At 47.6% G+C, this 26,846-nt stretch carries 20 protein-coding genes and 2 riboswitches; of the genes, 11 read left to right on the top strand and 9 right to left on the bottom strand.

What is annotated here, in order from left to right; translation table 11 throughout:
• Window positions 1–113: 113 nt before the first annotated feature.
• Window positions 114–1,307 carry an efflux RND transporter periplasmic adaptor subunit gene (locus ABT58_RS12035; RefSeq protein WP_047874663.1) on the top strand — a complete coding sequence of 398 codons (1,194 nt, stop codon included), beginning with the start codon at window positions 114–116 and terminating at the stop codon, window positions 1,305–1,307.
• Window positions 1,304–4,444, top strand: coding sequence for an efflux RND transporter permease subunit (locus ABT58_RS12030; RefSeq protein WP_047874662.1), 3,141 nt, complete (start codon window positions 1,304–1,306; stop codon window positions 4,442–4,444). The genes ABT58_RS12035 and ABT58_RS12030 overlap by 4 nt, the downstream gene beginning before the upstream one ends.
• Window positions 4,445–4,570: 126 nt before the next feature.
• On the opposite strand, the gene ABT58_RS12025 is transcribed toward ABT58_RS12030, so the two are convergent.
• Complete coding sequence (locus ABT58_RS12025) at window positions 4,571–5,773, bottom strand: J domain-containing protein (protein ID WP_047874661.1); 1,203 nt, start codon at window positions 5,771–5,773, stop codon at window positions 4,571–4,573.
• A 228-nt stretch (window positions 5,774–6,001) separates the two neighbouring features.
• A complete protein-coding gene (locus ABT58_RS12020; RefSeq protein WP_047874660.1) occupies window positions 6,002–6,709 on the bottom strand; it encodes a response regulator transcription factor in 708 nt (235 codons plus the stop codon).
• Between the two features lie 658 nt (window positions 6,710–7,367).
• Between ABT58_RS12020 and ABT58_RS12015 the strand changes: the two genes are divergently transcribed.
• Both ABT58_RS12015 and ABT58_RS12010 read left to right on the top strand, forming a co-directional pair.
• Complete coding sequence (locus ABT58_RS12015) at window positions 7,368–8,777, top strand: glycoside hydrolase family 18 protein (protein ID WP_082211084.1); 1,410 nt, start codon at window positions 7,368–7,370, stop codon at window positions 8,775–8,777.
• A 150-nt stretch (window positions 8,778–8,927) separates the two neighbouring features.
• A riboswitch (glycine riboswitch) is annotated at window positions 8,928–9,057 on the top strand.
• A gap of 35 nt (window positions 9,058–9,092) precedes the next feature.
• A riboswitch (glycine riboswitch) is annotated at window positions 9,093–9,199 on the top strand.
• A gap of 105 nt (window positions 9,200–9,304) precedes the next feature.
• Window positions 9,305–10,690, top strand: a complete 1,386-nt coding sequence (locus tag ABT58_RS12010; RefSeq protein WP_047874659.1) for an alanine/glycine:cation symporter family protein — start codon at window positions 9,305–9,307, stop codon at window positions 10,688–10,690.
• Window positions 10,691–10,832: 142 nt separating this feature from the next.
• Here the strand turns inward: ABT58_RS12010 and ABT58_RS12005 are convergent, their stop codons facing one another.
• Window positions 10,833–11,246 (bottom strand): nuclear transport factor 2 family protein, encoded by a 414-nt coding sequence (locus ABT58_RS12005; RefSeq protein ID WP_047874658.1) that lies wholly within the window; start codon window positions 11,244–11,246, stop codon window positions 10,833–10,835.
• 341 nt (window positions 11,247–11,587) lie between these two features.
• Between ABT58_RS12005 and ABT58_RS12000 the strand changes: the two genes are divergently transcribed.
• Window positions 11,588–12,898: a serine hydrolase domain-containing protein gene (locus tag ABT58_RS12000; RefSeq protein ID WP_047874657.1), complete on the top strand. Its 1,311-nt coding sequence runs from the start codon at window positions 11,588–11,590 to the stop codon at window positions 12,896–12,898.
• A 12-nt stretch (window positions 12,899–12,910) separates the two neighbouring features.
• On the opposite strand, the gene ABT58_RS11995 is transcribed toward ABT58_RS12000, so the two are convergent.
• Window positions 12,911–14,167 carry a Y-family DNA polymerase gene (locus tag ABT58_RS11995; RefSeq protein ID WP_047874656.1) on the bottom strand — a complete coding sequence of 419 codons (1,257 nt, stop codon included), beginning with the start codon at window positions 14,165–14,167 and terminating at the stop codon, window positions 12,911–12,913.
• On the bottom strand, window positions 14,167–14,571 hold the full coding sequence (locus tag ABT58_RS11990) for a LexA family protein (RefSeq protein WP_047874655.1): 405 nt from the start codon (window positions 14,569–14,571) through the stop codon (window positions 14,167–14,169). The genes ABT58_RS11995 and ABT58_RS11990 overlap by 1 nt, the downstream gene beginning before the upstream one ends.
• A 206-nt stretch (window positions 14,572–14,777) precedes the next feature.
• On the opposite strand from ABT58_RS11990, the gene ABT58_RS11985 reads away from it, so the two are divergent.
• The 4 genes from ABT58_RS11985 (at window position 14,778) to ABT58_RS11970 (ending at window position 20,073) form a co-directional block, all read left to right on the top strand.
• Window positions 14,778–16,181, top strand: coding sequence for an ATP-binding protein (locus ABT58_RS11985; RefSeq protein WP_047874654.1), 1,404 nt, complete (start codon window positions 14,778–14,780; stop codon window positions 16,179–16,181).
• Entirely contained in the window at window positions 16,159–16,809 is a 651-nt protein-coding gene (locus ABT58_RS11980; RefSeq protein ID WP_047874653.1) for a response regulator transcription factor, read from the top strand. The genes ABT58_RS11985 and ABT58_RS11980 overlap by 23 nt, the downstream gene beginning before the upstream one ends.
• Window positions 16,806–17,681, top strand: a complete 876-nt coding sequence (locus tag ABT58_RS11975; protein ID WP_053063068.1) for a DUF2861 family protein — start codon at window positions 16,806–16,808, stop codon at window positions 17,679–17,681. Before ABT58_RS11980 ends, ABT58_RS11975 begins: the two co-directional genes overlap by 4 nt.
• 106 nt (window positions 17,682–17,787) lie before the next feature.
• Window positions 17,788–20,073 carry a glycoside hydrolase gene (locus ABT58_RS11970; RefSeq protein ID WP_082211082.1) on the top strand — a complete coding sequence of 762 codons (2,286 nt, stop codon included), beginning with the start codon at window positions 17,788–17,790 and terminating at the stop codon, window positions 20,071–20,073.
• A 94-nt stretch (window positions 20,074–20,167) separates the two neighbouring features.
• On the opposite strand, the gene ABT58_RS11965 is transcribed toward ABT58_RS11970, so the two are convergent.
• The 3 genes from ABT58_RS11965 to ABT58_RS11955 form a co-directional block, all read right to left on the bottom strand.
• Window positions 20,168–20,824: a hypothetical protein gene (locus tag ABT58_RS11965; protein ID WP_146147177.1), complete on the bottom strand. Its 657-nt coding sequence runs from the start codon at window positions 20,822–20,824 to the stop codon at window positions 20,168–20,170.
• 197 nt (window positions 20,825–21,021) lie between these two features.
• A complete protein-coding gene (locus tag ABT58_RS11960) occupies window positions 21,022–22,716 on the bottom strand; it encodes a hypothetical protein (protein WP_047874651.1) in 1,695 nt (564 codons plus the stop codon).
• Window positions 22,717–22,996: 280 nt separating this feature from the next.
• On the bottom strand, window positions 22,997–23,653 hold the full coding sequence (locus ABT58_RS11955; protein ID WP_047874650.1) for an HAD family hydrolase: 657 nt from the start codon (window positions 23,651–23,653) through the stop codon (window positions 22,997–22,999).
• 452 nt (window positions 23,654–24,105) lie between these two features.
• Between ABT58_RS11955 and ABT58_RS11950 the strand changes: the two genes are divergently transcribed.
• Window positions 24,106–24,411: a high-potential iron-sulfur protein gene (locus ABT58_RS11950; RefSeq protein ID WP_047874649.1), complete on the top strand. Its 306-nt coding sequence runs from the start codon at window positions 24,106–24,108 to the stop codon at window positions 24,409–24,411.
• A gap of 126 nt (window positions 24,412–24,537) precedes the next feature.
• On the opposite strand, the gene yegD is transcribed toward ABT58_RS11950, so the two are convergent.
• Complete coding sequence (gene yegD, locus ABT58_RS11945; protein WP_047874648.1) at window positions 24,538–25,890, bottom strand: molecular chaperone; 1,353 nt, start codon at window positions 25,888–25,890, stop codon at window positions 24,538–24,540.
• Window positions 25,891–26,149: 259 nt separating this feature from the next.
• On the opposite strand from yegD, the gene ABT58_RS11940 reads away from it, so the two are divergent.
• Window positions 26,150–26,776, top strand: coding sequence for a thiol:disulfide interchange protein DsbA/DsbL (locus ABT58_RS11940; protein ID WP_047874647.1), 627 nt, complete (start codon window positions 26,150–26,152; stop codon window positions 26,774–26,776).
• Window positions 26,777–26,846: the final 70 nt, after the last annotated feature.

Here is a 26,846-nt window from a genome sequence, read left to right as displayed (position 1 = left end):
CAACGGTTGGTGCAATAACATTTGGATAAAAACCAAACTAGACAGTCCAGTTTGGTTGTATTATTTTTAAATAATGGACTAGACGGTCTAGTTTATCAAGAAGGCAGAACGTTATGCGAAGGAACACCACGGCGGCTTCACCCTCACTGACTCGACCCATCATGATGTTGTCAGTGTTTTTACTGTCACTCCCCCTCATTGGCTGCAACACCTCACAATCAGACACCGACAATACGGTAACAGCCACCCAAACACTCAAGGTCAATACCTTTACCTTGCAAGCCGCCGATCACTATACGGTTGAGCGTGAATATGTCGGTATGGTACAGGCGGGTCAGCAAGCTAACCTTGGGGTGGAATTAGGCGGCAAGGTCGCCAAACTGTGGGTGGATGTTGGTGACACGGTCACTGCCGGTGATCCATTGATCACCCTTGATACGCAAATGCTGAAAACCCAATCAGATGAACTGACGGCCAGACAAGCTCAGGTCACCGCCCAATTAGAACTCATTGAAGCCAATTTAAAACGCCAGCGAGCCTTAAAAAGCAAAGGCTTCAGTGCGGAATCAGAAATCGATAACTTACGTAGCCAGCGCAATGCGCTAAAAGCGAATTACCGCCAACTGACTGCCAGCTTAGCGGCCAATCAGTTGCAGCAACAAAAATCGACCATTTACGCCCCCTACGACGGCATTGTCAGCGAACGTTTTGTCTCTACCGGTGATGTGATCAATACCGGCTCTCCCACTTTTACGCTGCTCGCCTCATCTCGCAAAGAAGCCCATATCGGGATACCGGCCAAGCAATTACCTAAGTTGGCCGCCATCACCGATTGGACGTTACGCATTGGCACCGCCACCTATCCGGTATCCCTACTGAACCCGGGAGCCAATGTCGAGCGCGGCTCTCGTACGGTGAAACTTCGCTTTGCCCTACCTGCTGATGCCAACGTCATTAATGGCGAATTGGCGTATCTGCAATTTCATGACCGACATGATCAAGCGGGTTATTGGATCCCGCTTTCAGCCATGACAGACGGCATTCGCGGTGTGTGGAATGTGTTTGCGCTACGCAGTAATAATGCTGGCGATAGCGTGTCAGAGGCCGCTCCAGCACAAACCGTTGAACGCCGCACCATACAAGTGCTGCATGCCAACAGTGACCATGCTTACGTGACAGGCGCCATTAAACACAATGAAAAAATCATCGCCGATGGCTTACACCGTCTGGTACCCGGACAAGCGGTCTCGCCGGTAAAAAAGCTGCCGCTGCCTCTCGATCTCAGTCAGAGTGAGGCCACCCAATGAGCCTACTTCCTGTTATCAGCAATATTCGCTTGCTGATCTTGGCGGTTGCCTTGCTGATTGTTTCAGGCTTATCCGCCCTCAGCACCTTACCCCGTGCGGAAGATCCGGTGATCCATAACCGCTACGCCACGGTGATCACCCATTTACCTGGAGCCACAGCGGAACGTATTGAAGCGTTAATCACCGAGAAAATCGAAACCAGCTTACGCCAACTCGACGAAGTACAACTGTTAACGTCGATGTCGCGCTCGGGCATCTCCGTGATCCAAATTGAGCTTAAAGATGCCATCACCGATGCCTCACCGGTGTGGTCTGAAGCCCGTGACAAACTGACAGATGTTGAGCCTTTATTGCCACCGGGCGCCTCCACGCCAGAACTGGATGATGACCACGGCTATGCGTTTACCGTGATCACCGCACTCACTTGGCAAGGTGATACCGAACCGGATTTACTGACGCTGCGCCGCTACGCCATTGAGTGGGGTAATCGCCTGCGTAACCTCAGCGGCGTAGAGTTTGTGGATACCTATGGCTTGGTCGATGAGGAGATTCTGGTTTCGCTGGATCCCGCCGCCACCAGCGTATTGGGGCGATCGGCTATTTCCCTCTCACACGCAATCAATAATGCCGATGCCAAAAACGCAGCCGGTGAATTGGTTAACGGCGCAAACCGCTTTACGCTCGAAGTGTCTGACGCGCTGGACTCGCTAGATCGCGTACGTCGTGTTCCCATTGCGATGGATGACAACGGCTATCTCATTCGTTTAGAAGACATCGCCACCGTACAACGACAAGCCGCCGCCCCCGCAGCAGAGCTGGCATATATCGATGGTCGCCCGACAGTATTGGTCGCGGCACGCATGCAACCGTCATTGCGGGTCGATCAATGGACCGATCGCGTCAAAGCCTTGATGGCCCAATTTAATGCGGACATCCCCAGCAATGTGGCGACAAGCATCATCTTTGAGCAGCAAGGCTATACCGAAACACGGCTGTCAGAGTTAAACAACAGCTTGTTGGTCGGCTTTTCTATCATTCTGGTTGTCTTGTTCTTAACGCTAGGTGGCCGCTCTGCCCTGATCGTGGCGTTATCACTCCCACTGACCAGCTTAGTGACGCTGGCAATGATGAAATTCACGGGCCTGCCCATCAATCAAATGTCTGTCACCGGTTTGATCGTCGCCTTGGGGATCATGGTGGATAACGCGATCGTCATGGTCGATACCATCGCTCACTATAAACAAGTCGGCTGTGCAAAAATGGAAGCGGCTATTAAGGCCATCCAACATTTATGGGTGCCGTTATTGGGCTCAACGCTCACCACCGTGTTGGCGTTTGCGCCAATCTTCCTGATGCCAGGCCCTGCGGGCGAGTTTGTTGGTGCCATTGCCATTACCGTGTGTTTTTCGCTGCTTGGCTCGTATTTAATTTCACACACCTTAGTGGCAGGCTTTGCTGCCCGTTGGCTGTTAGACACAACACAGGGAGATAAAGCAAGCGAAGCGAAAAATTCGCGCTGGTACCAGTCTGGCATTAAGATCCCGATGATCAGTCGTCGCTTTGAAGGATCCATCGCACTGGCGATTAAACATCCCTTCCTGACGGCGTTAATCGCCTGTGCGTTACCCTTCGCGGGCTTTTGGGGTGCAGGGCAACTGACTGAGCAGTTTTTCCCGCCGTCTGATCGCGACATGTTTGAGATACAACTCTTCCTGCCTCCGCAAGCCAGCATTTATGCCACCACGCAAGCGACGCAGGAGGTCGATGCCATCATGGCGGAATTTGAGGATGTCGAGCAGATCAGTTGGCTGGTTGGCAGCAACTACCCGTCGTTCTATTACAACCTGCTCAGCCGCCAACAAGGCACTCCTAACTTTGCTCAGGCCATGGTAAAAGTACGTGACTTTGAAGCGGCGAATCGATTGATCCCTGTATTACAACAGCAATTGGATACTCGCCTGCCTCAGGCGCAAATTCTGGTGCGAAAACTGGAACAAGGCCCGCCGTTCAATGCACCGCTGGAAGTGCGCGTATATGGCCCGAACCTTGACCAACTGAAGACCATTGGTGAAGAAATTCGCCTCATCATGGCACAAACGCCGGATGTCACTCATACCCGTGAGACGTTGCAGCCCGGCACGCCTAAAGTACATGTTAACGTCAATGAAGAAGCCAGCCATTTGAACAGTTTGTCACTGCGGGATGTGGCCGATTTACTGCAAGCGTCGTTTACCGGAAGGCTCAGTGGCAGCATCATTGAAGCCAGTGAATCTATTCCGGTACGCGTTCGTGTGCGTGATGAAGCACGGGAGAACATGGATCACCTCAGCAGTTTGCCGTTACCCGTGACAACGTCACCTAACGTTGCTGGTTTGGCAAATACGATGCCTATGTTTGCCCTTGCTGATCTCAGCCTGACACCCAGCCGTGGTGCAATTCCTCGCCGTAATGGTATTCGAGTGAATGCCATCGAGGGCTACATCCGTGCAGGCGTGTTACCACAAACCGCCCTAGAACACTTCCAAGCGCGACTGAACGACTACCAACACACCCTGCCCTATGGCTATACGCTGGAGTTTGGGGGGGAATCCGCAGAGCGTGATGAATCCGTTGGTAACTTGCTGGCGAACCTGACCATGGTGATCACTTTGCTGGTGATGGTGGTGGTGATCTCATTCAACTCCTTCCGCCTCAGCGCCATTATCTTTTTGGTGGGCTTTCTGGCATCCGGACTGGGATTGTTCTCGGTATGGCTGTTCAGCTACCCGTTCGGATTCACGGTGATCATCGGAGTGCTTGGCTTGGTGGGGTTAGCCATTAATGCGGCCATCGTGATTTTAGCGGAATTGAAAAGCAGCCCAGCCGCTTGCCAAGGCGATTCGGATGCGATTTTAGCGGGTGTTATGAGCTGTACCCGCCATATTACGTCCACCACCATCACGACGGTCGGCGGGTTTATGCCGCTGATCCTCGCGGGGGGCGGTTTCTGGCCACCGTTTGCGATCACGATTGCGGGCGGTACAGCACTCACGACGCTGTTGTCGTTCTATTTCGTGCCAGCGGCATTCCGCTTAATCGTGAAATACCGCAAGCTCGACACTACTGCCTCTGACACAGAGTTAGCCACCACGGTATAAGTGAAGTTTGATAGTTAATATAAAGAGAAGAGCGCAAAGAGAAAGTTAATAGACACAAAAATGGCGACCAATGTGACACGGTATGTGTCACGTTGGTCGCCCTGTTTTTTTATGTCTGTTTTATGGTTACATACAGCGCTGCTGCAGATCCGAATACGCCATTTCAAATGCCAGGTTCGGGAAATATTCGTTGTTGATTAACAAGCTCTTACTGTCCGTCCAGTTCACCACAAACGACCCATTACCATAAGGGATGTTATACACCTCGAAATGGCGATCCATACGGTCAAACATCAGGTTGGCCGCCAAGCGTCCCGAACGAACACTCATGTTTTTGTAGTATTGGAAATCCCCTGTACAGGTCTTCACAATGTAAGAACCTTTATCACTGCGCACACTGATGTATGGCTCTGGGGAGTTCTCAAACTGGGACAACGCCCATATCCCACTTTCATCCCGCAAACGGATCCGTGGCGCTTCAGCTTTTGCGACTGGCGCGACGACTTGAGGTGCCTGCACTTTAGGGGCATGTTGTGCTGCAAGATCATCCGGATGCGTGTGCAACACAGTGGCCATATCCGGCGCAGTCACTGACTCATTTGCTGTTAAACTTGCCCATAGCGCCCGTAACTGATTACCACCGCTTGTCAGTCCCCAGATCAGAATCAAAACAATGAGCAAGGCAAACAGGCTTTTCACGATCATGCCCTGTCGCCCCAACCCACGAATTTGCTTCAAAATCGTCGGTGAAATCGCCCCCGCTGGCGCGTTATCCGCCTCTAGCGAACGTGCAGAGGCCGTTTGACCCGCAGAAGAGGTACGCGTTGCCTGCGCTTGCTCTCGGCGTGATGCATTATCGATTTGCATTTGTAAACGACGATTTTCACGACGCAGCGCGATAATCTCTCTTTCCATATCCTGCTTTTGGCGCACTTCATCAGAATTATCCATCGAAGTGGTCTGCATGGCAGAAGTGGCTGCCGCCGTGTTTGCGGCTGTCGCTTTTTGCAGATTTTTCAGTGCCGTTTCAAGTTGCTGATTCAAGGTATCATTATCGATTTTCAGCAACTTGTACTGCGCTTCCAATTGACGATATTGCTGAACTAACGCTTCATTCGGTACCGCCTTCTTAACGATCACCGTCTTCACCGCTTCTTCTGCACCCTTGCCGTGCATCACTTTGTCATACGCTTGTGCGATCAACTGCATCAAGGCTTTCGTGCCATCTTTATCCGGATGACAACGGCTAGACAGCAGCTTATACCGGCGTTTAATGTCCGCCGTCGGGGTCTGATTGTCCGTCCCCAAAATATCGTGAAATGTGGTCATGCCTGTTTACACTCGCCCGAATAGGCAAAAGGAATACAACGAGAAATATATCGGCAACTATATGAAAACCTGAATAAAAAGAAAGGAATATTTTCAGATATTTCGTGTTATTGCTGCACGTTGACTTCAGGCATAAAAAAGCGCCAATTTATCACCACTTTCAAGGAGATATTTTGGCGCAAGAAGAGAATAGATTATCACTTATGTCATCAATTTATTAATTTTACATCAAGCATTTAAGTTGTGCTTACGCATACGAAACTCCCCGGGTGAGCAGCCCATATGCTTTTTAAAGACACGTGAGAAATACGACACATCTTTAAAGCCAGCGGAATGCGCAATCTGGGAAATTTTTTCCCGATCGGAACTCAACAAGCCACAGGCCAAATCGAGCCGCTTTTTAATGATGTACTGCTTCAATGTCACACCCATTACACTGTGAAACAAGCGAGAGAAATAGGTAGGTGAATAATGGCACGCATTAGCCAAATCTTCTTCCCGTAACGGTGCGCTGATGTTTTCATCGATAATTTTTAGTGCAGGTCGGATAGACAGTTCACGCTGCTCAAAACCCTGCACCGGTTCGGCCTTCACACTGTGGGTGTGCAAACGACTAAAGCATGCATCAATGTCTTGTTTATTCGCATTGGCCGCAATGACATCTTCCCCCCCGGCACGCAGTACATTTAACGCCAGGTCTGCATCTAGACGGTGATACACCACCACCACTTTGGTTTGCGGAAAGCGACTTTTGACAGAGCGCAATAATTCAAAACCATTGGAAGTTGAGTCGATGACTTCTAAGAAGATCAATTCTTGTCCTGTCATGGTCGACAGCAACTCAAAAGGTGAAACATCCACCACGTCATGTGACAACTTCAGGTTTTCTTTTGCCTCAGCAACTTTATCGTAATGGCTACAACTTACCCATATCACAAGCGTTCACCTTTTCGCGTTAGTGCGTGAAACAACACTCCTTATCACTGCCGCATATCTTTTAACGCATTGCGAACGTATTGCACATCATGGTTGATGCGTTTTACGCAGATATGTCCTGAACGACCTCTATAAATGGCCCCTTGTTCAACTTTGTTCATACTCAACTATGCAGTCAAAAAAATGACGTCACATTGATAATTAACGTCTATGAACCTAAATAAATCCAGAATTATGTTTTGTTGCAACAATAAGTAATGACATTCTCCTCATTCTGCTATTCCAAACAGTTCAGGCATTTAAACTAGACGCATATTAAAAAATGATGACGTTATTAGAACAAAAGGAGATATTAGGCAGTTTGTTATTCAAATTTCATCTATTGTTTTGGGTCGCTAATCTTCTATGAAAAATTAATTGAGCGCATGAAAACACCAAACAGGCATACTCCGTTCAGGCATAAGATAAACAAAATAACGCCATAGATTTATGAGCCGAAAACGACTGATTTCCTCCCTATTGCTTAACAGCAAAAGTATCAACTATCACAAATTATTCACTGCTTTGATTTGTCGAATAAAAAATGCGTCACACCCCCGCTACAAGTTTTGCGAGTTGTGCAACACTATTGATATTTCAATCTCTTGCAGGATAAACAATGGCACCACGCACTACGCATTGGTCATCATGTTGCGCCGCTCTACTGGCAACTTCTACCCTGTTTTCGGGTATGGCTTTAAGCCATCCGACGGATGAGCCCGTTGTTGCACTTTACTATCCTGATTGGAAAATCTACAACAAACAATACATTACCCCGAGTCAATTACCTGCGGATAAAATTACCCATGTGATTTACGCCTTTTTGGCGGTTTGCGGGCCGGTGACCGCCTCGCCGGATAATGTGCAACGCATCATGGCTCAAGCTTGCCAAAATAAGCCCACTGGCACCGCTATCGTATTTGACAACTTTGCCGCCACCCAAAAGTCACTACCGGGTAAAACGTCAGAGAATGTCAGTTATTTGGGTAACTTTGGTCAACTTAAATACCTGACTGAGCAACACCCTACGCTGAATATTCTGGCAAGTTTTGGCGGCTGGACGCTATCAGAACCTTTCCACTCCGTTATTCAAAGCAAGGAAACACAAGACGTTTTCGCCCGCAGCGTACGTGCCCTGCTGGAAAAATATGACTTTTTTACCGGTGTACAAATTGACTGGGAGTACCCTGGTGGCCACGGTTTAGCCGGTATAGGCCTCGATAACCGTGAGCAGGAAAAACAGGGCTTTACCCAATTACTGGCAACGCTAAAACAAGAATTGCGTTATCTAGAAAACAAGACGCAACGCCACTACGAGTTGTCTGCGGCGGTGAATGCCAGCCCTAAATTTACCGGCAGTATTGACTGGCCTGCCGTGACGCCTCTGCTCAACCATGTGTTCCTAATGAGTTACGACTATCTAGGTAACTGGAGCAACACGGTGGGCCATCACAGTAACTTATACGCCACCCCTGCCACACCGGATGGACTCTCGGTTTCCGGGCAGGTGCAGTCCTTGATCCAACAAGGCATTCGCCCGGATCAAATCATTATCGGCTCCCCGTTTTATGGTCGCGGCTGGCAAGGTGTCAAACACTTCACGCCAGAGCGGATGGAAGGCTTAGATTCTGAAGGTGGGATCCAAAAAGGATCGAATCTCGATGAGCCGGGCTATTTTACTTATAGCGATATCGCGGAGCACTTTCTGGCCAAACCCCAATTAGGTTTTACGTACTACTACGACCAGAATGCTGAAGCCGCCGTGCTCTTTAATCCTCAACGTAATGAATACATTTCATTTGAAGATACCCGCTCTCTCACTGCAAAAGCGCACTATATTCGTGAGCATCAGCTTGGTGGCATTTTCGCCTGGGAAGCAACGGCGGATTACCAGCAACAACTGGTTAATGCGATTCATGCCGGGCTCAACACGACCAAGAGTCCGATGCTTACCCCATCACAAACGGTGGAAAACACAGCAATTTCACCTCATTCAACAAACACTTATTCAACAGAGAAGAAGAAGTAACGTGCTACAAATCAGTGTAAATTCAGATAATTGATGCTTGAAATGGAATAAGTGGTTAATAAATACGCTAAAAAAAGTCTAAGACGTTGCATTTTTTTGAAGACAATCTCGTTTTTATTGATTAGTATGTGCTGGAAAATTTGAGTTCCGGTGAAGACAGCAGGAGAGTGGCAAGACCATTTTGGTCACCGCCCGCCGAAGAAGTAAGTTCCCCATCCCGTTTGAAACCCTTTCAGACAATGGCGAGTAAATCTTTCAGGCACCTTACTGATTGCTCTGTTTACAGACGCAAGCAGTAAAGTATGGACTGTTGTTGGAGGAGCCTCTGGAGAGATCCGTTAAATCGGACGCCGAAGGAGCAAACCTACATCGCTACGCGTGATGCAGGTGAAACTCTCAGGCAAAAGGACAGAGGAGATAAGATCAACAGCTCAGAAAGTTTCATACAACTTTTTCTGTAACACCATTACAACGGTAATACTGTTGTTCTTTATCTCTTCCTTTGATGTTTAAAGGTAAAGAGAAAAATGAACCCACTACATAACTTTTTGCAAACCGTCGATAACCTCGTTTGGGGTCCCCCGCTACTACTTTTACTTGTAGGTACTGGCTTCTACCTGACGATCCGTCTGGGCTTTATTCAGCTGCGTTACTTACCACTCGCTTTGGGGTACCTGTTCAAAGGCAATGACAAAGACAGCAAAGCCGATGGCGATGTGTCTAGTTTTGCCGCACTCTGTACTGCACTATCTGCCACTATTGGTACGGGTAACATCGTTGGTGTTGCTACCGCTATCAAACTCGGTGGTCCGGGTGCACTTTTCTGGATGTGGCTGGCAGCCCTGTTCGGTATGGCAACCAAGTATGCCGAGTGTTTATTGGCGGTGAAATACCGTGAAACTGACGCAAATGGTCAGATGATCGGCGGTCCAATGTATTACCTGGAAAAAGGCGCAGGCCAAAAATGGCTGGCTAAACTGTTCGCTGTTTTTGCGCTGGGTGTTGCCTGTTTCGGTATCGGTACCTTCCCGCAAGCTAATGCGATTGTGGATGCCGCAGCCCTATCCTTCTCTGTCCCACGTGAAATTACCGTGATTATTCTGACCATTTTGGTTGCGACGGTCACATTGGGCGGTGTGAAATCTATTTCAAGCGTTGCCAGTAAAGTGGTGCCATTCATGGCGATCTTCTACGTGGTAGCGTGTTCAATGGTACTGATTGCTCAGTACAGCGCGATTCCAGAAGCGATCCAGCTTGTGATCAGCTCTGCGTTCACAGGCCATGCGGCATCCGGTGGTTTCGTCGGTGCGGGTATCATGCTGGCGATTCAATCGGGTATTGCACGTGGTGTGTTCTCGAACGAATCTGGCCTGGGTAGTGCACCAATGGCAGCGGCAGCAGCTAAAACAGACTCTTGTGTAGAACAAGGTTTGGTGTCAATGACAGGTACGTTCTTCGATACCATCATCATCTGTACCATGACAGGTCTGACGCTGGTTGTAACCGGTGCATGGCAGAGCGATTTTGCCGGTGCGGCAATGACAAGCTACGCTTTTGCTAACGGTCTGCATGCAAGCACCTTTGGCCCTATGCTGGTGACCATCGGCCTGATGTTCTTTGCCTTTACCACAATTTTGGGCTGGAACTACTACGGTGAACGCTGTGTGACATACCTATTTGGCGTGAAAGCGATTCTGCCATACAAGATCTTTTTCTTGGTACTGATTGCGGCGGGTGCATTCATGAAGCTGGATATGATTTGGCTGATTGCAGACATCGTAAACGGCCTGATGGCGATTCCAAACTTGATTGGTTTGATTCTGCTTCGTGAAGTGATCATCACTGAAACGCGCCAGTTCTTTGATCAACTTGCTGCGAAATCATCAACATCTTTAAAAGAAAGCGCGATTTAATCCATCGCACAAGATAAAAAATAGCAACAACGTGTAGAACGCGGTGCCTGCCCTCTCCATAAAAAATAAAATTGAGGGATAACAGGCACAGCAACCACTGGCATCTCCTTCGGGGGGTGCCTTTTTTGTGGGTGCTTTTTGCTTAATCCAAATATTGCGTCAGTTGCTGATACACATCAAAACTGCTGTCTTCCAGCCAACATTCTGAAATCATACCCGCTTCTTGCTTGAGGTAGAGCATGCCGGTCATATGTACCCGTTGCTTCTTCTTGGGCACTCTTGCCCACCCTCCGGTGTAATACGCACTGCACTGATACAGCACGACCGTTTTTTCCCCTTGTTGAATGATATCTTTGAGCTGAAACTCTGCATCACGAAAGCGCTGGTTCCATATCGACAACATTGACAAATAATCATCATGACTGAGCGAATACGATTTCCCGCCAGGTAAATGAAACTGCAAGGGCTCTGCCGCTAACGCACGTAACTGTGCTTCATTACTTTTTGCCCATACCGCATTAAACCAGCGTTCCACCCAACCATGGTTTGCATCCATGTGACGTACCTCAACATTAATGTCTGCCCTTATAATGAATTAGCACAATAACGAAAAAACGCACCACTCAAACAGACAAAAACAGCAAATTATCACAGCAAGAATGTGCTAAATCCGCTGTGGAAAATGTGACAGCACTACCATTCGATACTGCGATTAATATGGATGCCTATGGCAATTTTTCGCCTACTTCACAAATCATTTCATCTGGCAACATTCCTTCCCCTTACCGCCTTGAGCCGCCACGTATACTGTCCGCCAATAATAAGATGCTATCAGGCCGTATTTTTACCTCTCCATCTTTTTCATTCCTGGGTAGTAAGATCAAAGGAGCTATCACCATGGCACATTTTTCTAGGCGGCATTTTTTAGCGGGCATGGGCATCACAGGTTTAATCGCGGGTAACAGTGCATGGTTACTGGCTGGCACCGACTCAGCAGCAGAACGCCTAAACAAATTGCTTGATGCATCGTTAGCTGATCTGCCTGCTGCGACAATCAGTGCAGCGCTGATCAAAAACGGCGACATTGTGTGGGGAAATACAGCGGGCTATCAACGGCTCGATACCGAACAACGGGCAACCCAAGACAGCATTTGGCCCAACTTGGCCTCGGTCACCAAACTGGTGACATGGACCGCCATCATGCAGCTTGTTGAAACCAATAAACTCGCTTTACATGATGATATCAGTGAGTTCCTCGGTTTTACGTTTCGCAACCCGTACTTCCCTGATCGCCTTATCACGCCTTACCACTTGTTAACCCATGCCTCATCACTCTCTTGCCGTAAAATGACGTCGGCACCTGACAGCATGGCCGATTTCTTCTGTCAAAACCGTACCATGAGTCTTGCGCAATGGGTGAAAGACTACCTGTCACCGGATGGCAAACATTACCGCGCAGAACAGGTGTTCGATCGTTATCCGCCGGGTGACTTTACCCAGCTAACGCCCGACCCTATCGGTGTTATTGCAGGTTATTCCAATCTCAATGCCATGCTTGCGGCCTACCTTGTGGAGCAAGTCATGCAGCAACCTTTTGAAACCTATGCGCAGCAAGCCATTTTCTCCCCTCTCGGCTTAACGGATATTGGCTGGCACAAAACAGCACTAGATCAAAGCAAACTCATCACGCCGTATGAAGCAAAAAACAGCCCTCGCGCGGCTTTTATGGGCGTATTTACAAAGAGCATGCAAGACAAAGGGTATCTGAGCCAATCGCCAATCGCGTTAAATAACAGCAACAAAACCTACTTACCCTTTGATCACTGCAGCTTGGATACCCCCTTCAATGCCGCAGGGTTATTAGGATCATCCGCAGCCGCCTTAACCACTTTCATGCAGGCCTTTTTGCCACAGAGCCACTCAACTTCACCGCTTTTACAGCGAAAAACAATAGATCAATGCTGGCAGGTCAAACGCAGTGACGCTGTCACGGGAAGTGTATTAGGGATGGGATGGTTTCAATTTGCGACAGCCCGCCACGGTACGTTCTGGGGACACGATGGTGGCGGCCCCGGGATCCTATCCCGCGTCATGATCGATCCCACCACAGGCAATGGTGTGGTACTGCTCATCAATAACTTTTTTGTGGATTTTCGCCAACGTGCCAGACTGTTAGACGAGTTATGTGCGGCGCTGGAACAGTTCTAGCCGCCTTAGCCATTAACAACGGATCGTCGGAATGTCGCGCCAACGGGTGGTGTACTGCGGAGTCAGTCGGTCTCGGCGCATGGCCCACTTGGGTGCAATACCTTGCGCGGCGACAAATACAGTGCCGGTACCGTATTTGGTATTCAGGCCATCGAACGCCTGCATCAAGGCCGGATTATTCGCCTGCGGATCAAACAAATCAAACTGCGCATGTTGCCCATCGACCAAATCAATCAGGCCGACGCCCAGCTTATAAAAGCGCACACCTGGCACGAACAAGTCGGCCATTGCACGGGCGATCACCTGCATCATCACACAGGTATCATCCGTCGGATATGCAAAGCGGTACTGAAAACGCCGCGACACCGGCTTTTCATCAAACGGAGAATTACTGGCAAACACCATCATGACCTGACAGAGCGATCCCTGCTGGCGCAACTTTGCAGCGGCAATATTAGCCTGTCGGCATAGTGCTTGCGATAAGGCTTCTTCACTCACAATACGCTCGCCCACACTGCGGGTAGAAAAAATCTGCTGCTTATCGGCACGGGCTTCATCCCACCCTTTGCAGATTTCGCCGTTTAACTCCCGCACCGTGCGCTCTATCTCTACATTGAAATCTTTGCGTGCTAGCCCTGGCGGTAAATCCGCTAACTGTAACGCCGTCTCTATCCCCATAATACGCAGGCGTTTTGCTGTGCGAGCCCCAATTCCCCACACATCTTGTGCGGCCATGGTTGCCAGTACCGCGCGTCGCTCACTTTCCTGTCGCAAGACACACACACCTTGATACTGGCTGATATGCTTAGCAGCATGATTCGCCACTTTAGCTAAGGTCAGGGTGCTGCCCATACCCACACACACCGGTAAACGACACTCTTTCCAGACGGCTTTTCGCAAAGCGTGCGCATGGGCCGCTAAATCAGGAATAGCCTGCTGACAGCGCTGAAAAGACAAAAAGGATTCATCAATCGAATAGACATACTGATCCGGTGCAAAACGGCCAATCACTTCCATCATTTTGGCCGATAGGTCCCCGTACAATTCATAATTGGAAGAACACGCGATCACCCCTTTTTGCTCACACAGTCCGCGCATTTCAAAATAGGGTTTAAACTTCTTCACCCCCGCCTCTTTTGCCTGACGGTTCGCCGCTACCACACAGCCGTCATTATTGGATAACACGATAACCGGTTTACCGCGCCAATCCGGACGAAACACTTGCTCTGCAGAACAGTAAAAGGCATTGGCATCCACCAGCGCAAACATCACGCCTCCAACAAGCGGCTTGGTCGATGGCAGCGGATCGAGCGCACCACAACCCCTTCAATACTGAAAGGCACATCCGCCGCGATCCACATCGGTGCATACCCAGCCTGTGCCGACACCAAACGGCGCTGACGCAAATCGATGATCTTACACACGAACTCGCCGTTATAATTGGCCACAATAATGTCGTGATCACGCACCTGTACATGACGGTCAATGATTAAGATATCACCATCAAATATCCCGACGCCCTCCATCGAAGCGCCTTGTGCACGCCCGATATAAGTGGCGCTCGGGTGTTCAACCAACAATTCATCAAGCGAAAGTGGCAGTTGGTGGTAGTCAGCAGCAGGGCTAGCAAACCCGGTAATACCGGCGCTGGCAGGAAGAAGGATCACATTCATACGTTAAAATACTGTTTGTTTATACAGTATTATTTTGGGGGATATTGACCGGAAATGCAATGTATCTAATTCCGCTCTCTTGGCTTGCTGCATCACCTATTATCTTCATTATCAGTAATATTCGCCGATTTGTTGACACTGAGGTTACAAAACAACGTGGAAACCATTTAGAATCTGCGCTCCCGTTTTTGCGATATTTTGTGCTTATGCTTCGCTATCTGCTCATTACTTATCTGGCCTTCTTTTCTGTGACATCAGCACATGCTCAATTACTGCAAGATAAGTGGCAAACCTTTTATCGACAAAGTTGGCAAATTGGTACGCTGGCTGTCTCACAACAGCAACTCAGCCAATACCCGCTCGATCTTCTTCAAGATGCCGCACGCTATCCCCAATTCTCGACGTTCGATTGGCAAGACATTGTCGACTTGTCTGCCATTAAAGCGGCTTGTAAAGACAACGCGCTAAGAAATGCCCGGTTAAACGATGCTGTCGCTTTTGAACTCGCCATGTGCCAAAAAACACCGCTCTCGGCAGATTGGTTCATTACACATTCCCTGATCCACCCAGCTGGCGGCAGCTTTGCCGATCGGTATATCAATCAGTTTCCGGATAGCACCCTGCCTATTTCGCACTTGTTGACAATCACACATCCACACCACCCTTTGCATAAGGCGCTGGAAGCGTTATCACCCCAAGGTCGAGATGCATTACTGCATGGCTATCGGGCATGGAAAGAACAAGATACGCTTTGGCTCAGTGGTAATACAGGTTGGAAACGTCTATCACGCAAACAATGGCAACCCTTAGCGCAATCTCTGGACATCACCTTACAAGGCGAAGAATGTGCTTTTCGTTACAGTAACTTATGCATCAGTGAACAACCTCAGCACTTGATTGCCCAACGTGTTCTTTTGGCGTTATTGTGCCTGATTTTAACCGCAGCATTATGCCGCCTGTTATATTTAAAACGCAGGCAAAACACAGAAAAACAATTTATTTTACAGCTGTTAACCCATGAACTGAGGACGCCAATCACCAGTTTAGGACTCACCGTTGAGATGTTTCGACATCACTACGCCGCCCTACCGGATGCCACACAAGATGCGGTATGGCGATTGGTTGCTGACTACCAAAGGCTGTCGCAATTAACGGAGAACAGTAAACTCTTTCTCAGTGCAGATGCCTCAGCACCGTTGCCCAAACAATCGGCCTCTTTAGAAGACTGGTTACAGTTCATCTGTGAAAAACACAATGTCAGTTATTCACTCAACCACGATGCTATGCTGTCGCTGCCTTTTTATTGGCTTTCAATCTGCTTGGATAATCTCATCAAGAATGCCAAACAGCATGGGCAAGGCACTATCTCTGTATTCGTGGTTGTAGATACCACCTTAACTATTCACGTCGACGATGAAGGGCAATTCCCGTCACGCCTATCTCGTTTATTCCGCCGAATGAAACAGCCAGCCAACACACCCAATAACATGGGGATCGGCCTTGGCATCGTTAATCATCTGATGAAACAAATGGGTGGCACGTTATCGATTCAACGTTGCCCGACTCGCTGTACTTTGGAACTGCCTTATGACCACACTATTACTGATTGAAGATGACGCATTGCTTGGGCAAGGGCTGGTCGCTTTCTTTGAAAACCAAGGATACCAATGCTTGTGGGCTCGACAAGCCGATGCCGTAGAAGCGTTGTGGTTTCGTGCCGATCTCGTCATTCTTGATCGACAGCTCGACGACGGTGACAGCATGCAGCATTTACCGCAGTGGTTACTGCTCAAAGCCATACCCGTGATTGTCTTAACAGCCAAAGTCGCCATTGATGAACGAATCGAAGGCCTAATGGCAGGGGCTAAAGACTATATGACCAAGCCTTTTTCACACGACGAATTGCTCGCAAGAGTGATCGCACAATTACGCCCATTAGGCAGTAGTCAGCTACACTACGGCACTATCAGCCTTTCTCTCGGTGAACGCCAAGCTTACTGTGCCGATATACCCGTCGCGCTAAAACCTAAAGAGTTTCAACTATTAGTGTTATTTATTCAGAATCAAGGGCGAGTGTTCCACCGTGATGAGTTACTGAATAAAATTTGGGGCTATGAAGCCTTCCCGAGCACACGCACGGTTGATAACCATGTATTACGGTTACGACAGAAATTCCCTGAGTTGGCGATTGAAACGCACCGAGGAATTGGGTATCGCCTATTGGAAATCGCACCATGAAGTCAGCCTTTTTCTTCCTATTGCTTTCACTGTGTCTGCCCGTATTTAGCCCTCCCGCTATCGGACAAACGGATTGGTTTGTGCCAACCCCTTTGCAATCCACTTACCAAGCATTGTTAGCCAACCATCCTGAACAAGCGTGGCAAGAATTACACCTTGCGTTAAGCCAAGCGCCGCTCAGTTGTAAACACTGGGTACCCGTGAAAAATGCCATTCTGACACAAACAGAATGTGGGCAAACATTACCGGAACAGCACACCTCGCCGTCTATGCATACTCCAAGCATCACGCTGCACATGATCCGCCGCTTTGGGATCACGTCACAAGGCTACCAAATCAAGATTTCGGCAGTGCAATCACCCCTCACCGATAAAGACAACCACATGCTGCCAGTGACTTTGCTGTCACCGACCAATCACACTTTGCTCTCCGGTGAGTTTTCTACGCAAAGCCCATATCAAGAAATCGAAATGGCCGATTTAATGATTAAGCCGATGCCTGGACGTTACCTACTTACTGTCGGCGAACACACATACCCGCTATTGATTGCAATGGAAAGTCGGTCGCAATGGTTAACCCTTACGCATACACCGCAAGGATCTCAGGTCGCCCTTTCTCTACCTGAAACTATCGAAGGCTGCCCCGCTGTGAATGCTCGATGGCAGTGGTTTGATGATGAGTACAACACGCTGGGTAAACCGCAATTGATGCTACGCAAGACTGAATCGGTACCTCGTTCATACCCATTAGGCGCAAAACACTTAGCCGCTAGCGTTGAGCGAGTGGAATTTCAGCAAGGGGTGACAGTGCATTATATTCAACGCATTAATGTGCCGTTTCACGAGCCAGAGCCAAGCAGTCCATCCCAATAACATCAGGAAAAGTGCATCAATATCAAAAGTAAATAGAGACAATCCGGTGACATTCAAGGGATGCCATTTCGATGTAATAACACCATCATCATTAATGGAGTCCCTTATGCTATTCCGCCTTCGTTCTGTGACCCTTTTGGCGCTATCGCTCACATGCCAACCTATTTATGCACACATGCCTGTTTCGCTGAATTCACCGCACCATCACATCACGATCTCTCCAAGTGATTTGGCCATTTCATGGAACGCGCTGACCATTAACGGACCGACATTAACCGTCAATGCACAAACACAAACAGTGAATACGGTTAAGCAACTCTCACCAACCCATGCACAATGGCAATTACAACCCAGCGGTCTTGCTGTTGATGCGCAGATTGAACACAGTGCAGAACATAATGCCGAGCAAGATGCGTTAGTATTACGCTTTTCCTCTGCTAACACACAACCTATCGTGCGCGACCATCCTGTTACTGTGTCTTGGTTTGATTTACCTGATACCCAAACTCAAAGTGTACTATTGCCTTTCAGTGAAGGTATGCGTGTACCGGTAGAAAACCACGAATGGGCGACCTACCTGACGCACGCACACTCCGGCGCAAACACCATAAATGATCTCAAAATGCCCTTTTGGACGACGGAACAAAACGGCGCTTACATTACGTACCACTTGGTGACGGCAACCAATAACGCGTTACACTTTTCTGACGATACCCAACGTGTCGATATGCGTGCGTCACACCTATTTACTACGCTGACTCAACGCGATCCCTTCACTGTACGTATCACATTGGGTGACGACTGGCTCGACGGCGCAAAAACATATCGCCAATGGCGAAAAGCGCACACTGAAACCCAAACATTGGCGCAACAAGCACAGCAAAATCCAGCCGTAAAACGACTCATCGGTGCTAGTCACGTGTATTTGTTTGGTAAAGATCTACTCAGTATGGAAGATGTGCATGACTGGTGGGGATTGATAGCATGGTATCTGGCACAAACCGAATTGCCCGTTACCACATCGGTGCGTGATACATTAACGCCTTTATTTCAACAGCAGACTTGGCTGAGTGCATACCATAAGCAACTCGTCCTTGATGCGATTCAGCAATCATTGGCAAAACGCTTTGCCGTCCCGACGCCTTCGCTGCAAAACAATACCATTCACATGCAGTACCTCAGTGCACAACAGCAAAAGAAATGGCTGACCGAGCACGCCGCTATGTTCCTCAATGCTCCATACACGTGGGGGCAAGCACTGTCTTCCGACATGCTGACCACATTCACACAAGCAAAATTACAAAAGCTGTGGCTCGGTTTCGATAACTGGATGCCCGCTTTCTTTCAGCCGAATGTCGTTCACCAAGCGAAACAAGCTGGCTATTTAGTCGCGACGTACGATTCCTACAATACAGCAATTACTCCCGGAACGAATGACAGCTGGCTGACTGCAAACCTACCTGCGGAGATGCATTCTGAATGCACGATTGAGTTAGCTGATGGCCGAAAACAAAAAGGCTTTCGTGGTAATGGGAATTACCTGAACCCCAATTGCCATCTTGACTACGTCCTTCAACGGGTACGTGACATTATTCAGTATGGGCAATTTAACAGTCTGTTTTTAGATGTTGATGCCACCGCAATGGCACGAGAGGATTACCATGCTGGCACACGTGAAATGGACATGTTAGCGGCGTTCAATACACGCATGGCGAAAATCATTGAACAAAATCAGATTGTGTTAGGTTCAGAAGATGGTAACAGTTTGACGACTCAAGGCATTACTTTTGCGCATGGATTGGAGTCTGCTGGATTTGGCTGGACTGACAAGGATATGTATAAAAACAAACAGTCCCCTTATTTTCTTGGTCGATGGTATCCTGAGTATAAACCCGAGTTCTTCTTTCAACCGGCACAAGTGAAAGCCCCTTACCGCACTTTATTATTTTCACCGCAGTACAGGATCCCGCTGTATCAGGCCGTATTCCATGATGAGATCATCAATAATCATCACTGGCACAATGACAGTTTGAAGTTCACCAACGTAAAAATAGAACGAGATTTGACGGCCATGCTCTACAACACGCCACCTATGGTGCACCTGACACGCGATGAAGCCCTCTCCGTCAACAGCCCAAGAATGAAAGCGTTGCAACACTATCAAGCCGGCTTTCTACCTATACATACTCAACTATGGGATAAACAATTAACCCATTTTAGTTGGTTAGATACACAGGGCACTGTACAGCAAACGCAGTTCAGTGACGGCAGTACCCTCATCGCTAACTTTTCAGATCACCCATTTGCTGCCCGTGACTGCCGTATTGCTCCACACAGTATTCTTGCCATATTAAGTAATGGTCAGCGCATTCATTGGCAAGCGAAACCCTAATTTCTCACTTCTCTTATAGAACCCAAAAAGCGCAGTTAATACTGCGCTTTTATTGGATCGCTGAATGAATAGCTAAATTGAATTGAATGGCCGATCAATGAAACCGGGCTGCGTGCTGCATCACCCACATCTGGGCTCGCTGATCTTGGGTATTTTCTGCTATTTGTTTTGCCCGCAGGTGCCACGCCTGCTGCTCAACATCAGATAATCGAGTGATGTCACCATCGCCTAAATCCAATGCCGTTTCTATCATCAACTGTGCGTATTGCTCTTGTTTGGCTAACTGCCAGGCTTTTAGCATCCACTCGGTCGCTTGAGCATGATCTCCCTGCGTGGCATGCCAACGTGCCGTTTCCCGTTGAAAGTAAACCTCTGCACGGGGCTCGGCGTGATCTAAAAACATCTGCGCTTGTTCAAGATAATACTGGGCATTATGCATATCACCCTGCATCAAATATGTCCGGCTAATTTGGCTCAGCAATTCACTCATGAAAGTTTTGTCCATGCTGGACGCTGCCATATTCAACATGGCAAAAAAGGTGGTGGCAGTAAGCGCTGGATCGTCATAGTTCCACATCGCCATGTAATCAGGAAAGTTGAAATCTGCATAACGGTGGCAATACGGCACGTCTTCTTGTGCAGCCTGCGCCGTGAATACACTCTGCCCACCCAGTACAACAGCCAACACACCCAGTGCAGCTACCCTCGTTGTTCGTATAGACGATGACTTCGCTGCCTTCCCTGCTTTCATACCAATCACATCATTCCATTATTTCGATTTCACTGACTATCACGCCACTATATCTACCGCTCTCCCATTACGGTATGCGCCCGATAAGCTGAAAAGACTATTTGGGAAACCATTCACAGCTTTGATCAGGCATACCGATTCAATGGCCATCATTAACCGATCTGGTACGCACTCACCATGTCACGCTCTCCCACCATCTATTTCACCCATAGAATGTCAGGGGAATCGTTGATCTTTCTTATCCTTCGTTTCATCCATACAAAGACGAGACCTAAGAATAAATAGATAACGCTAGCGATCATATTCACGATAGCGATGAGGTAATGATCTTTGTTTACTGCATAATAATAAACATCTAAATCATTCGTCACATAAAAAATGTTTTTATCCCTATCAATGCCTGTGACAATAAGCTGCCAATTTTCCGTATTAATTTTTTCACATCCAGGACAACCAACATATCGTAATAAGTCACCTCGAGTATCACAGACATCATCATTCAAAACATCATTTCGTGGCCGTGTTACTGACGCATAGCTATAATTTTCAACACCAATACCATTGAGCATAAATATAGTTCGCCGGATATCCATATATTTCCGTGCAAAATTCACGGCTTGATGATACTGACCAGAAGTACAGTATCTCTTGAATGCTGCATTAACAGAGCCTGCATCGTCTCTAAACAATAAAAAGTGTTGATTTACATGGCTATAATATAACTCTGTGATTTGTAATAAATCGCCGATTTCTGTTTTTTCTAATTGTTTATCTGTTACTACATACTGACTTAACTTTGGCGTATCGAATTTTTCAAGATTATGCTCATAGTAAGGCTTCGCATCTTCCTGATAAGCAGACTGTGCACTGAATAAAAATTGCAAAGAGAAAATAAGACCAAATAACACCACTAACAGAAATAATTCAGGACACGCATCTTCTTCATCCGTGTATTTTTCCCCATTGATTTTCTTTACGTCAAAAAAGTAACTTTGAGACAAAGGTTCAGGCGCAACTAATAATTGATAGTATTTCCCACACTCGAGTGGATACTGACTCTTAATAAAAGCACCATCAATAGTACCAACAACACAATTATCCTCTACATCTTCTTCCGTATCGTCATCATCATCTCCAAATCTATATTTATCTTGTATGCTATAACGCCTATCAGATAACGGACAAAAGACGCCTTCAACCGTATAAACTCGCGTAAGCAGATAAGTCATTCGAAGTGAAAAGATTAATAGTCCAATGATACAGGGCACGGCAAAGAATGAACCAGCGGAGGCATCAAGAGCAACAATGAACCAATTTATTCCCCAACCTGTTACGGGAAATATAGCAAACATTCCCAGCATATATATATCACTGACATGCTGCGACTTGGAAAAGTGCTCTGTTAACTCATCGAGTATGTCAAAATCATTTATTTTTGTAATATAAAAGCAATCTTTATAAATGACCCCTTCGGTATAAACAGATGACTTCTCTTTACATTTCGATAGTATTTCTGACGCATTAAATTCACCATGGTAAAATTCTTCACTTTTAGTAATAGTAATTGGCGAGTAAGGTAAATGCCATGTTTCAATTCTTATTCCATTAATGGCCAAAGTATCACTATTAAAAAAGCGTGTCTGCTTACCTTCATAAAGAGGTCCATTTAACCGATAAACCTTATTATCTTTAAAACGTTTACCGTATATTTTACGTAACGCGGTTAACTGCCGGTCTGATAATGATGCTGATAAGTTATCAGGAACTGCATGTTCTTTTAATAATTTTCTTCGAGTGCATTTCCCCATTATTATTTCAATTTGAATTCCTATAATTATTATCACAGTAAATAAAGTCATTAATACTAATGCAGCAATTAAAAGTACATCCATTACTTATGGCATCCTTCTTCAACCAATAAACCACTGTCATAAAATGGCGCAATCGTACCTGCAGTACACCTTAAAAAGCAACGGACTTCACAAGCAGAAAATCCACGAAAAAGATGTAACCGATAAAAAATGAATAGATTGTTATTGTTTTGCGAGGCCATTCACAAGAAGTAGGTACCGTAGTGAGTATCGAACAGAAAGAAGAGCACGCTTAAAAGTACAAAATAGAGGTCGCACAGGCACAGTCGCTACTGTGCCCATGTACAAGGAGGGGTGAATATTAATGTAACGATAAGCGTGATAATACAGCCTGGTAATGGGCTAAATCAGGAATATGCGTATGGTTACCTTGTGTTGCCCCCACCTCGACATATTCATAGCCGAGCTCTTGGGAGGCATGCTTATTACGTTCGCCGTGCCCGAACACAATGCGGCGTTTGAAGACATAGCCAGAATCTTGCTTGGCACGAAAAGCAGCCAGCGCCATGATTTCTGTGCGGCTAAGCGCATCGGAAGAAGAAGTGAAGGTCACATCAGAGACATCAATCCCTGCGGCGCGCAATTTCAGTTTAGCGGCCGATTCCCAACCGCCTGTTGCTATTGCAATGTGAGTGTCTTCGCGAGAGCGCGCTTCGGAGAGAAAATCCTGTGCACCTTGAATGGCGCGCACAAAATCAGGGTGACTGCGCAAAGCATCCCCCATCAATGCCAAATAGCGCTGTTCAACTTTGCGGTGTACCAAAGAGCGGCTTTCTGTTATCCCATGCTCGACAATAATGGCATCCAGTATGCCAGCATCGGTCAGGTTAGCGTAATGGCTAAGGTCGGTGTCCATCTCTATGCCCAAGACCTCTCTCACCGCTTGCGCATAACACCGTAGATCGATTTTTTCCGAATTAACCAACGCACCATCACTATCAATCAAAAACAAATTCATGGTTTCACGAGCCTTTATTATTTTTAGTTGTTATCACCCTACGCCGTTATAACGCTGCGTAAGGTGTTTAAATTCGGTCTGCGATCATGCACCTGTAAAGAAAATGTTGCAAGCACGCACATCTCAAAGCCACGTAAAACAGCCTGCAAAACTCACTTTTATTTTCAATATGTTATTTGCATTTTGTGACAAAACCAACAGACATGCACAAGTGAATATATTGATCGATTCTCCTGTACAAGACGTATTCAGCAGCACGTTACACACAAAATGTTAACTGAATGTGTCACAAAAATAGCAATAGAAAGACAACCTGTCGTGGATGCGTGCCATACCTCACGATGTATACATCGCATGCACATAGATCTCTAACGATCATCTAAACTATCAGTAAACCAATAACTAACGATGCTGCAACATACAATAAAGCTGTAATAAAAAAGGAAGAAGCAATGAGTGATAAAACCAACCGCAGGACATTTCTCAAATTCAGCCTGGCCAGTTTAGTGGGGATCACCCTCGGCGATCAGATTTTACAACCCGCCCATGCCGAATCCCTTCCGCATTTAACGGAAGATGATCCACAAGCAAAGGCCTTGCAATATGTGCATCAATCGCCAGATGAGGCAAAAAATTGTGCTAACTGTGTTCTGGTACAAGGCAGTGACGGTGAGGAATGGCGACCTTGTGCCATTTTCCCGGGTAAAGCGGTCAACGCGAGCGGTTGGTGCTCAGCATGGGCACAAAAGCCTAGCTGATGACGACACCGATGACCGCCAGAAAGTAATCAGAGGATGCAGCCGCCCCCTACATCGGCCGCCCTCAGCCAAAAACAACAATGCCCACATGATGTGGGCATTGTTTTAGATGTAAGCACCGTTCAATTAACGGAAACACTGCTCCGCCCAACGCGCCAAACCGGCGGTTACCGAGCCAAAGTAGCTGCCACTCACCACGGGAATGTTCGGCAGTTGCTGTTCAATACACGCACGCAAAACCGGTGAACGTGCAGTACCGCCCGTCATATACACCACATCCGGCTGTTTGCCGCTCTGGGTAATCGCTTCTGTCACCAGCTGGCTGATGTGTACTTTCGGTGCATCAATCGCTTCAGCCATCGCTTGCTGGGTGACATCCACATGCAGCAATTCTGACAAGTGATTCAGATCCACACGGTGTGTGAGTGCATCAGACAAGGCAATCTTACACTCTTCTGCTTTACGTACTAACTGATAACCCAGTGTTTCATGGTACACGCGGATCAAGCGGGCCAGCTTCTCCGGCTCTGCCGCATCACGGCGCAATTGATCCAACACACTGCGGTTGGCCGAACCGTAAAAGTCGGTTTGTGCTACCACGTTGTTGATCGCAATCGGGTTCCAGAACTGGCTGATAGGCATATCAATGCCTTTCTGGGTTTTACTGCCCAGGCCAAGTTGTGGCATCAACTGACGAAACGCCAGATAGATATCCAGATCATTACCACCCACACGTAAGCCACTGTGTGCCAACAAACTGGCTTGACGATCCGCCTTACCGATCCAGCTTGGGCCCATTTCCAACATGGAACAGTCTGTGGTACCACCGCCGATATCGACCACCAGCACGGTTTTGTTTTCAGTCAATGTGCTTTCGTATTCCAGACCTGCTGCAACAGGCTCAAACTGGAACTCAATGTGCTGAAAACCGGCACGAGACGCGGCGCGACGCAGGATCGACTCCGCTTGCTCATTGGCTTTCTCACCACCGGTCCCTTGGAAGTTCACCGGACGACCGATCATGGTGTGGGTGATCGCCTGCTGGGTGCTGGCTTCTGCTTTCGTTTTGATGTTCGACATCATGGCACACACCAGATCTTCAAAGAAGCTGATCTGCACATCACGCAGGCCATTGGCACCCAAAAACGATTTCGGTGATTTCACGTAGTAGACTTCTTCAGGATCTTCCAAATACAGATCCAGCGCTGCCTGACCAAACAGCAAATCGCCCTTTTCGACTTGAATGTCTTCATCGCGGTTCATAGCAATGGCACGACGCAGCACTTGCTCACCTAACGCATCTGCCGGCTTCACTCCCATGTAACGATACAAATACTCACTCACCGCTTCACGGGTTGGCGCACACAAGGTCGAAGAAATAAACGTATTATCGCCTTCCAGGGGAAGCATGCGAGGCTGCCCTTGATCCATCATCGCAACCGAGCAGTTTGCTGTTCCGTAGTCAAATCCGATAAACATGTTTCCTCCGAACCAATAAAAAAGCCGGCCATCATACTGCATCTCTGCATGAGATCAATCAAAACCCGATGTGCATTGCATAACAATCTCCTCCCCCGTCCTTTCTTGTTTATCTGCGCTTTTATCCCACTCTGCAACCAGCATCGTTCCCCGTTCAGATCGGTGAAATAATTTATTTATCAATCAATAGCGATTTAAGGCATTTTTTGAGCCATAATAATTCCTCAAGCCTATAACAAAAGATCGACAAAAGATTGCTATGAATAAACGTATTAAATTTCTAGCGCCTGCCGCGCTGTTACTCGCTATGCTTGCGGGCTGTACGGATAACAATGTGCCAAAAGAAGGCACCGAGTACACTGTTGTACCGACTCCAACGAAAAACGTGGATAACGTCGTGGAAGTCTTTTCATTAGGCTGTGGTCACTGTCGCAGCATGGAAACCATGTTGCCTGCGATCAAAAAACTGGCGGATGTGGATGTGCAGCAAATGCACGTGACTTTCAACAAAAGCGCTGAGCTGGCGGCGTATATCTACTACACGGCGGCCATTCAGACCAATGGCAAACCAAGCCCTGAGCTAAAAGAAGCCCTATTCAGCTTTGTGCAAGACCAAAGTGCGGACATGAGTGAAGAAGACCGTCAGGCAAAACTGAATGAGATCTTCGCGCAGTACGGCCTGATCAGTCCGTATGCCCTGAGCGAAGCGCAGCGTGAACAAGTGTTCAAACTGCTGACGGAATCACGTGAGTTAGAAACCAATGCTGAAATTACCTCTGTACCATCGTTCCTGATCCAGGGTAAATACCTGGTGAATAACGCCGAGCACGAAAGTCTGGAAGATTTGGCGAACACCATCCAGTACTTGTCACAAAAGAAAGACTAATACGCGCTGACAAACGTCAAAAAAACACTCACTAAAGCAGCCCTCTGTGGCTAATGCCGATCAGTTAAGG

Source organism: Photobacterium aphoticum (assembly GCF_001029435.1).
GTDB lineage: Bacteria > Pseudomonadota > Gammaproteobacteria > Enterobacterales > Vibrionaceae > Photobacterium > Photobacterium aphoticum.
Note: the sequence above shows the minus strand (reverse complement) of the source record. Positions and strands in the feature narration are given on the sequence as shown.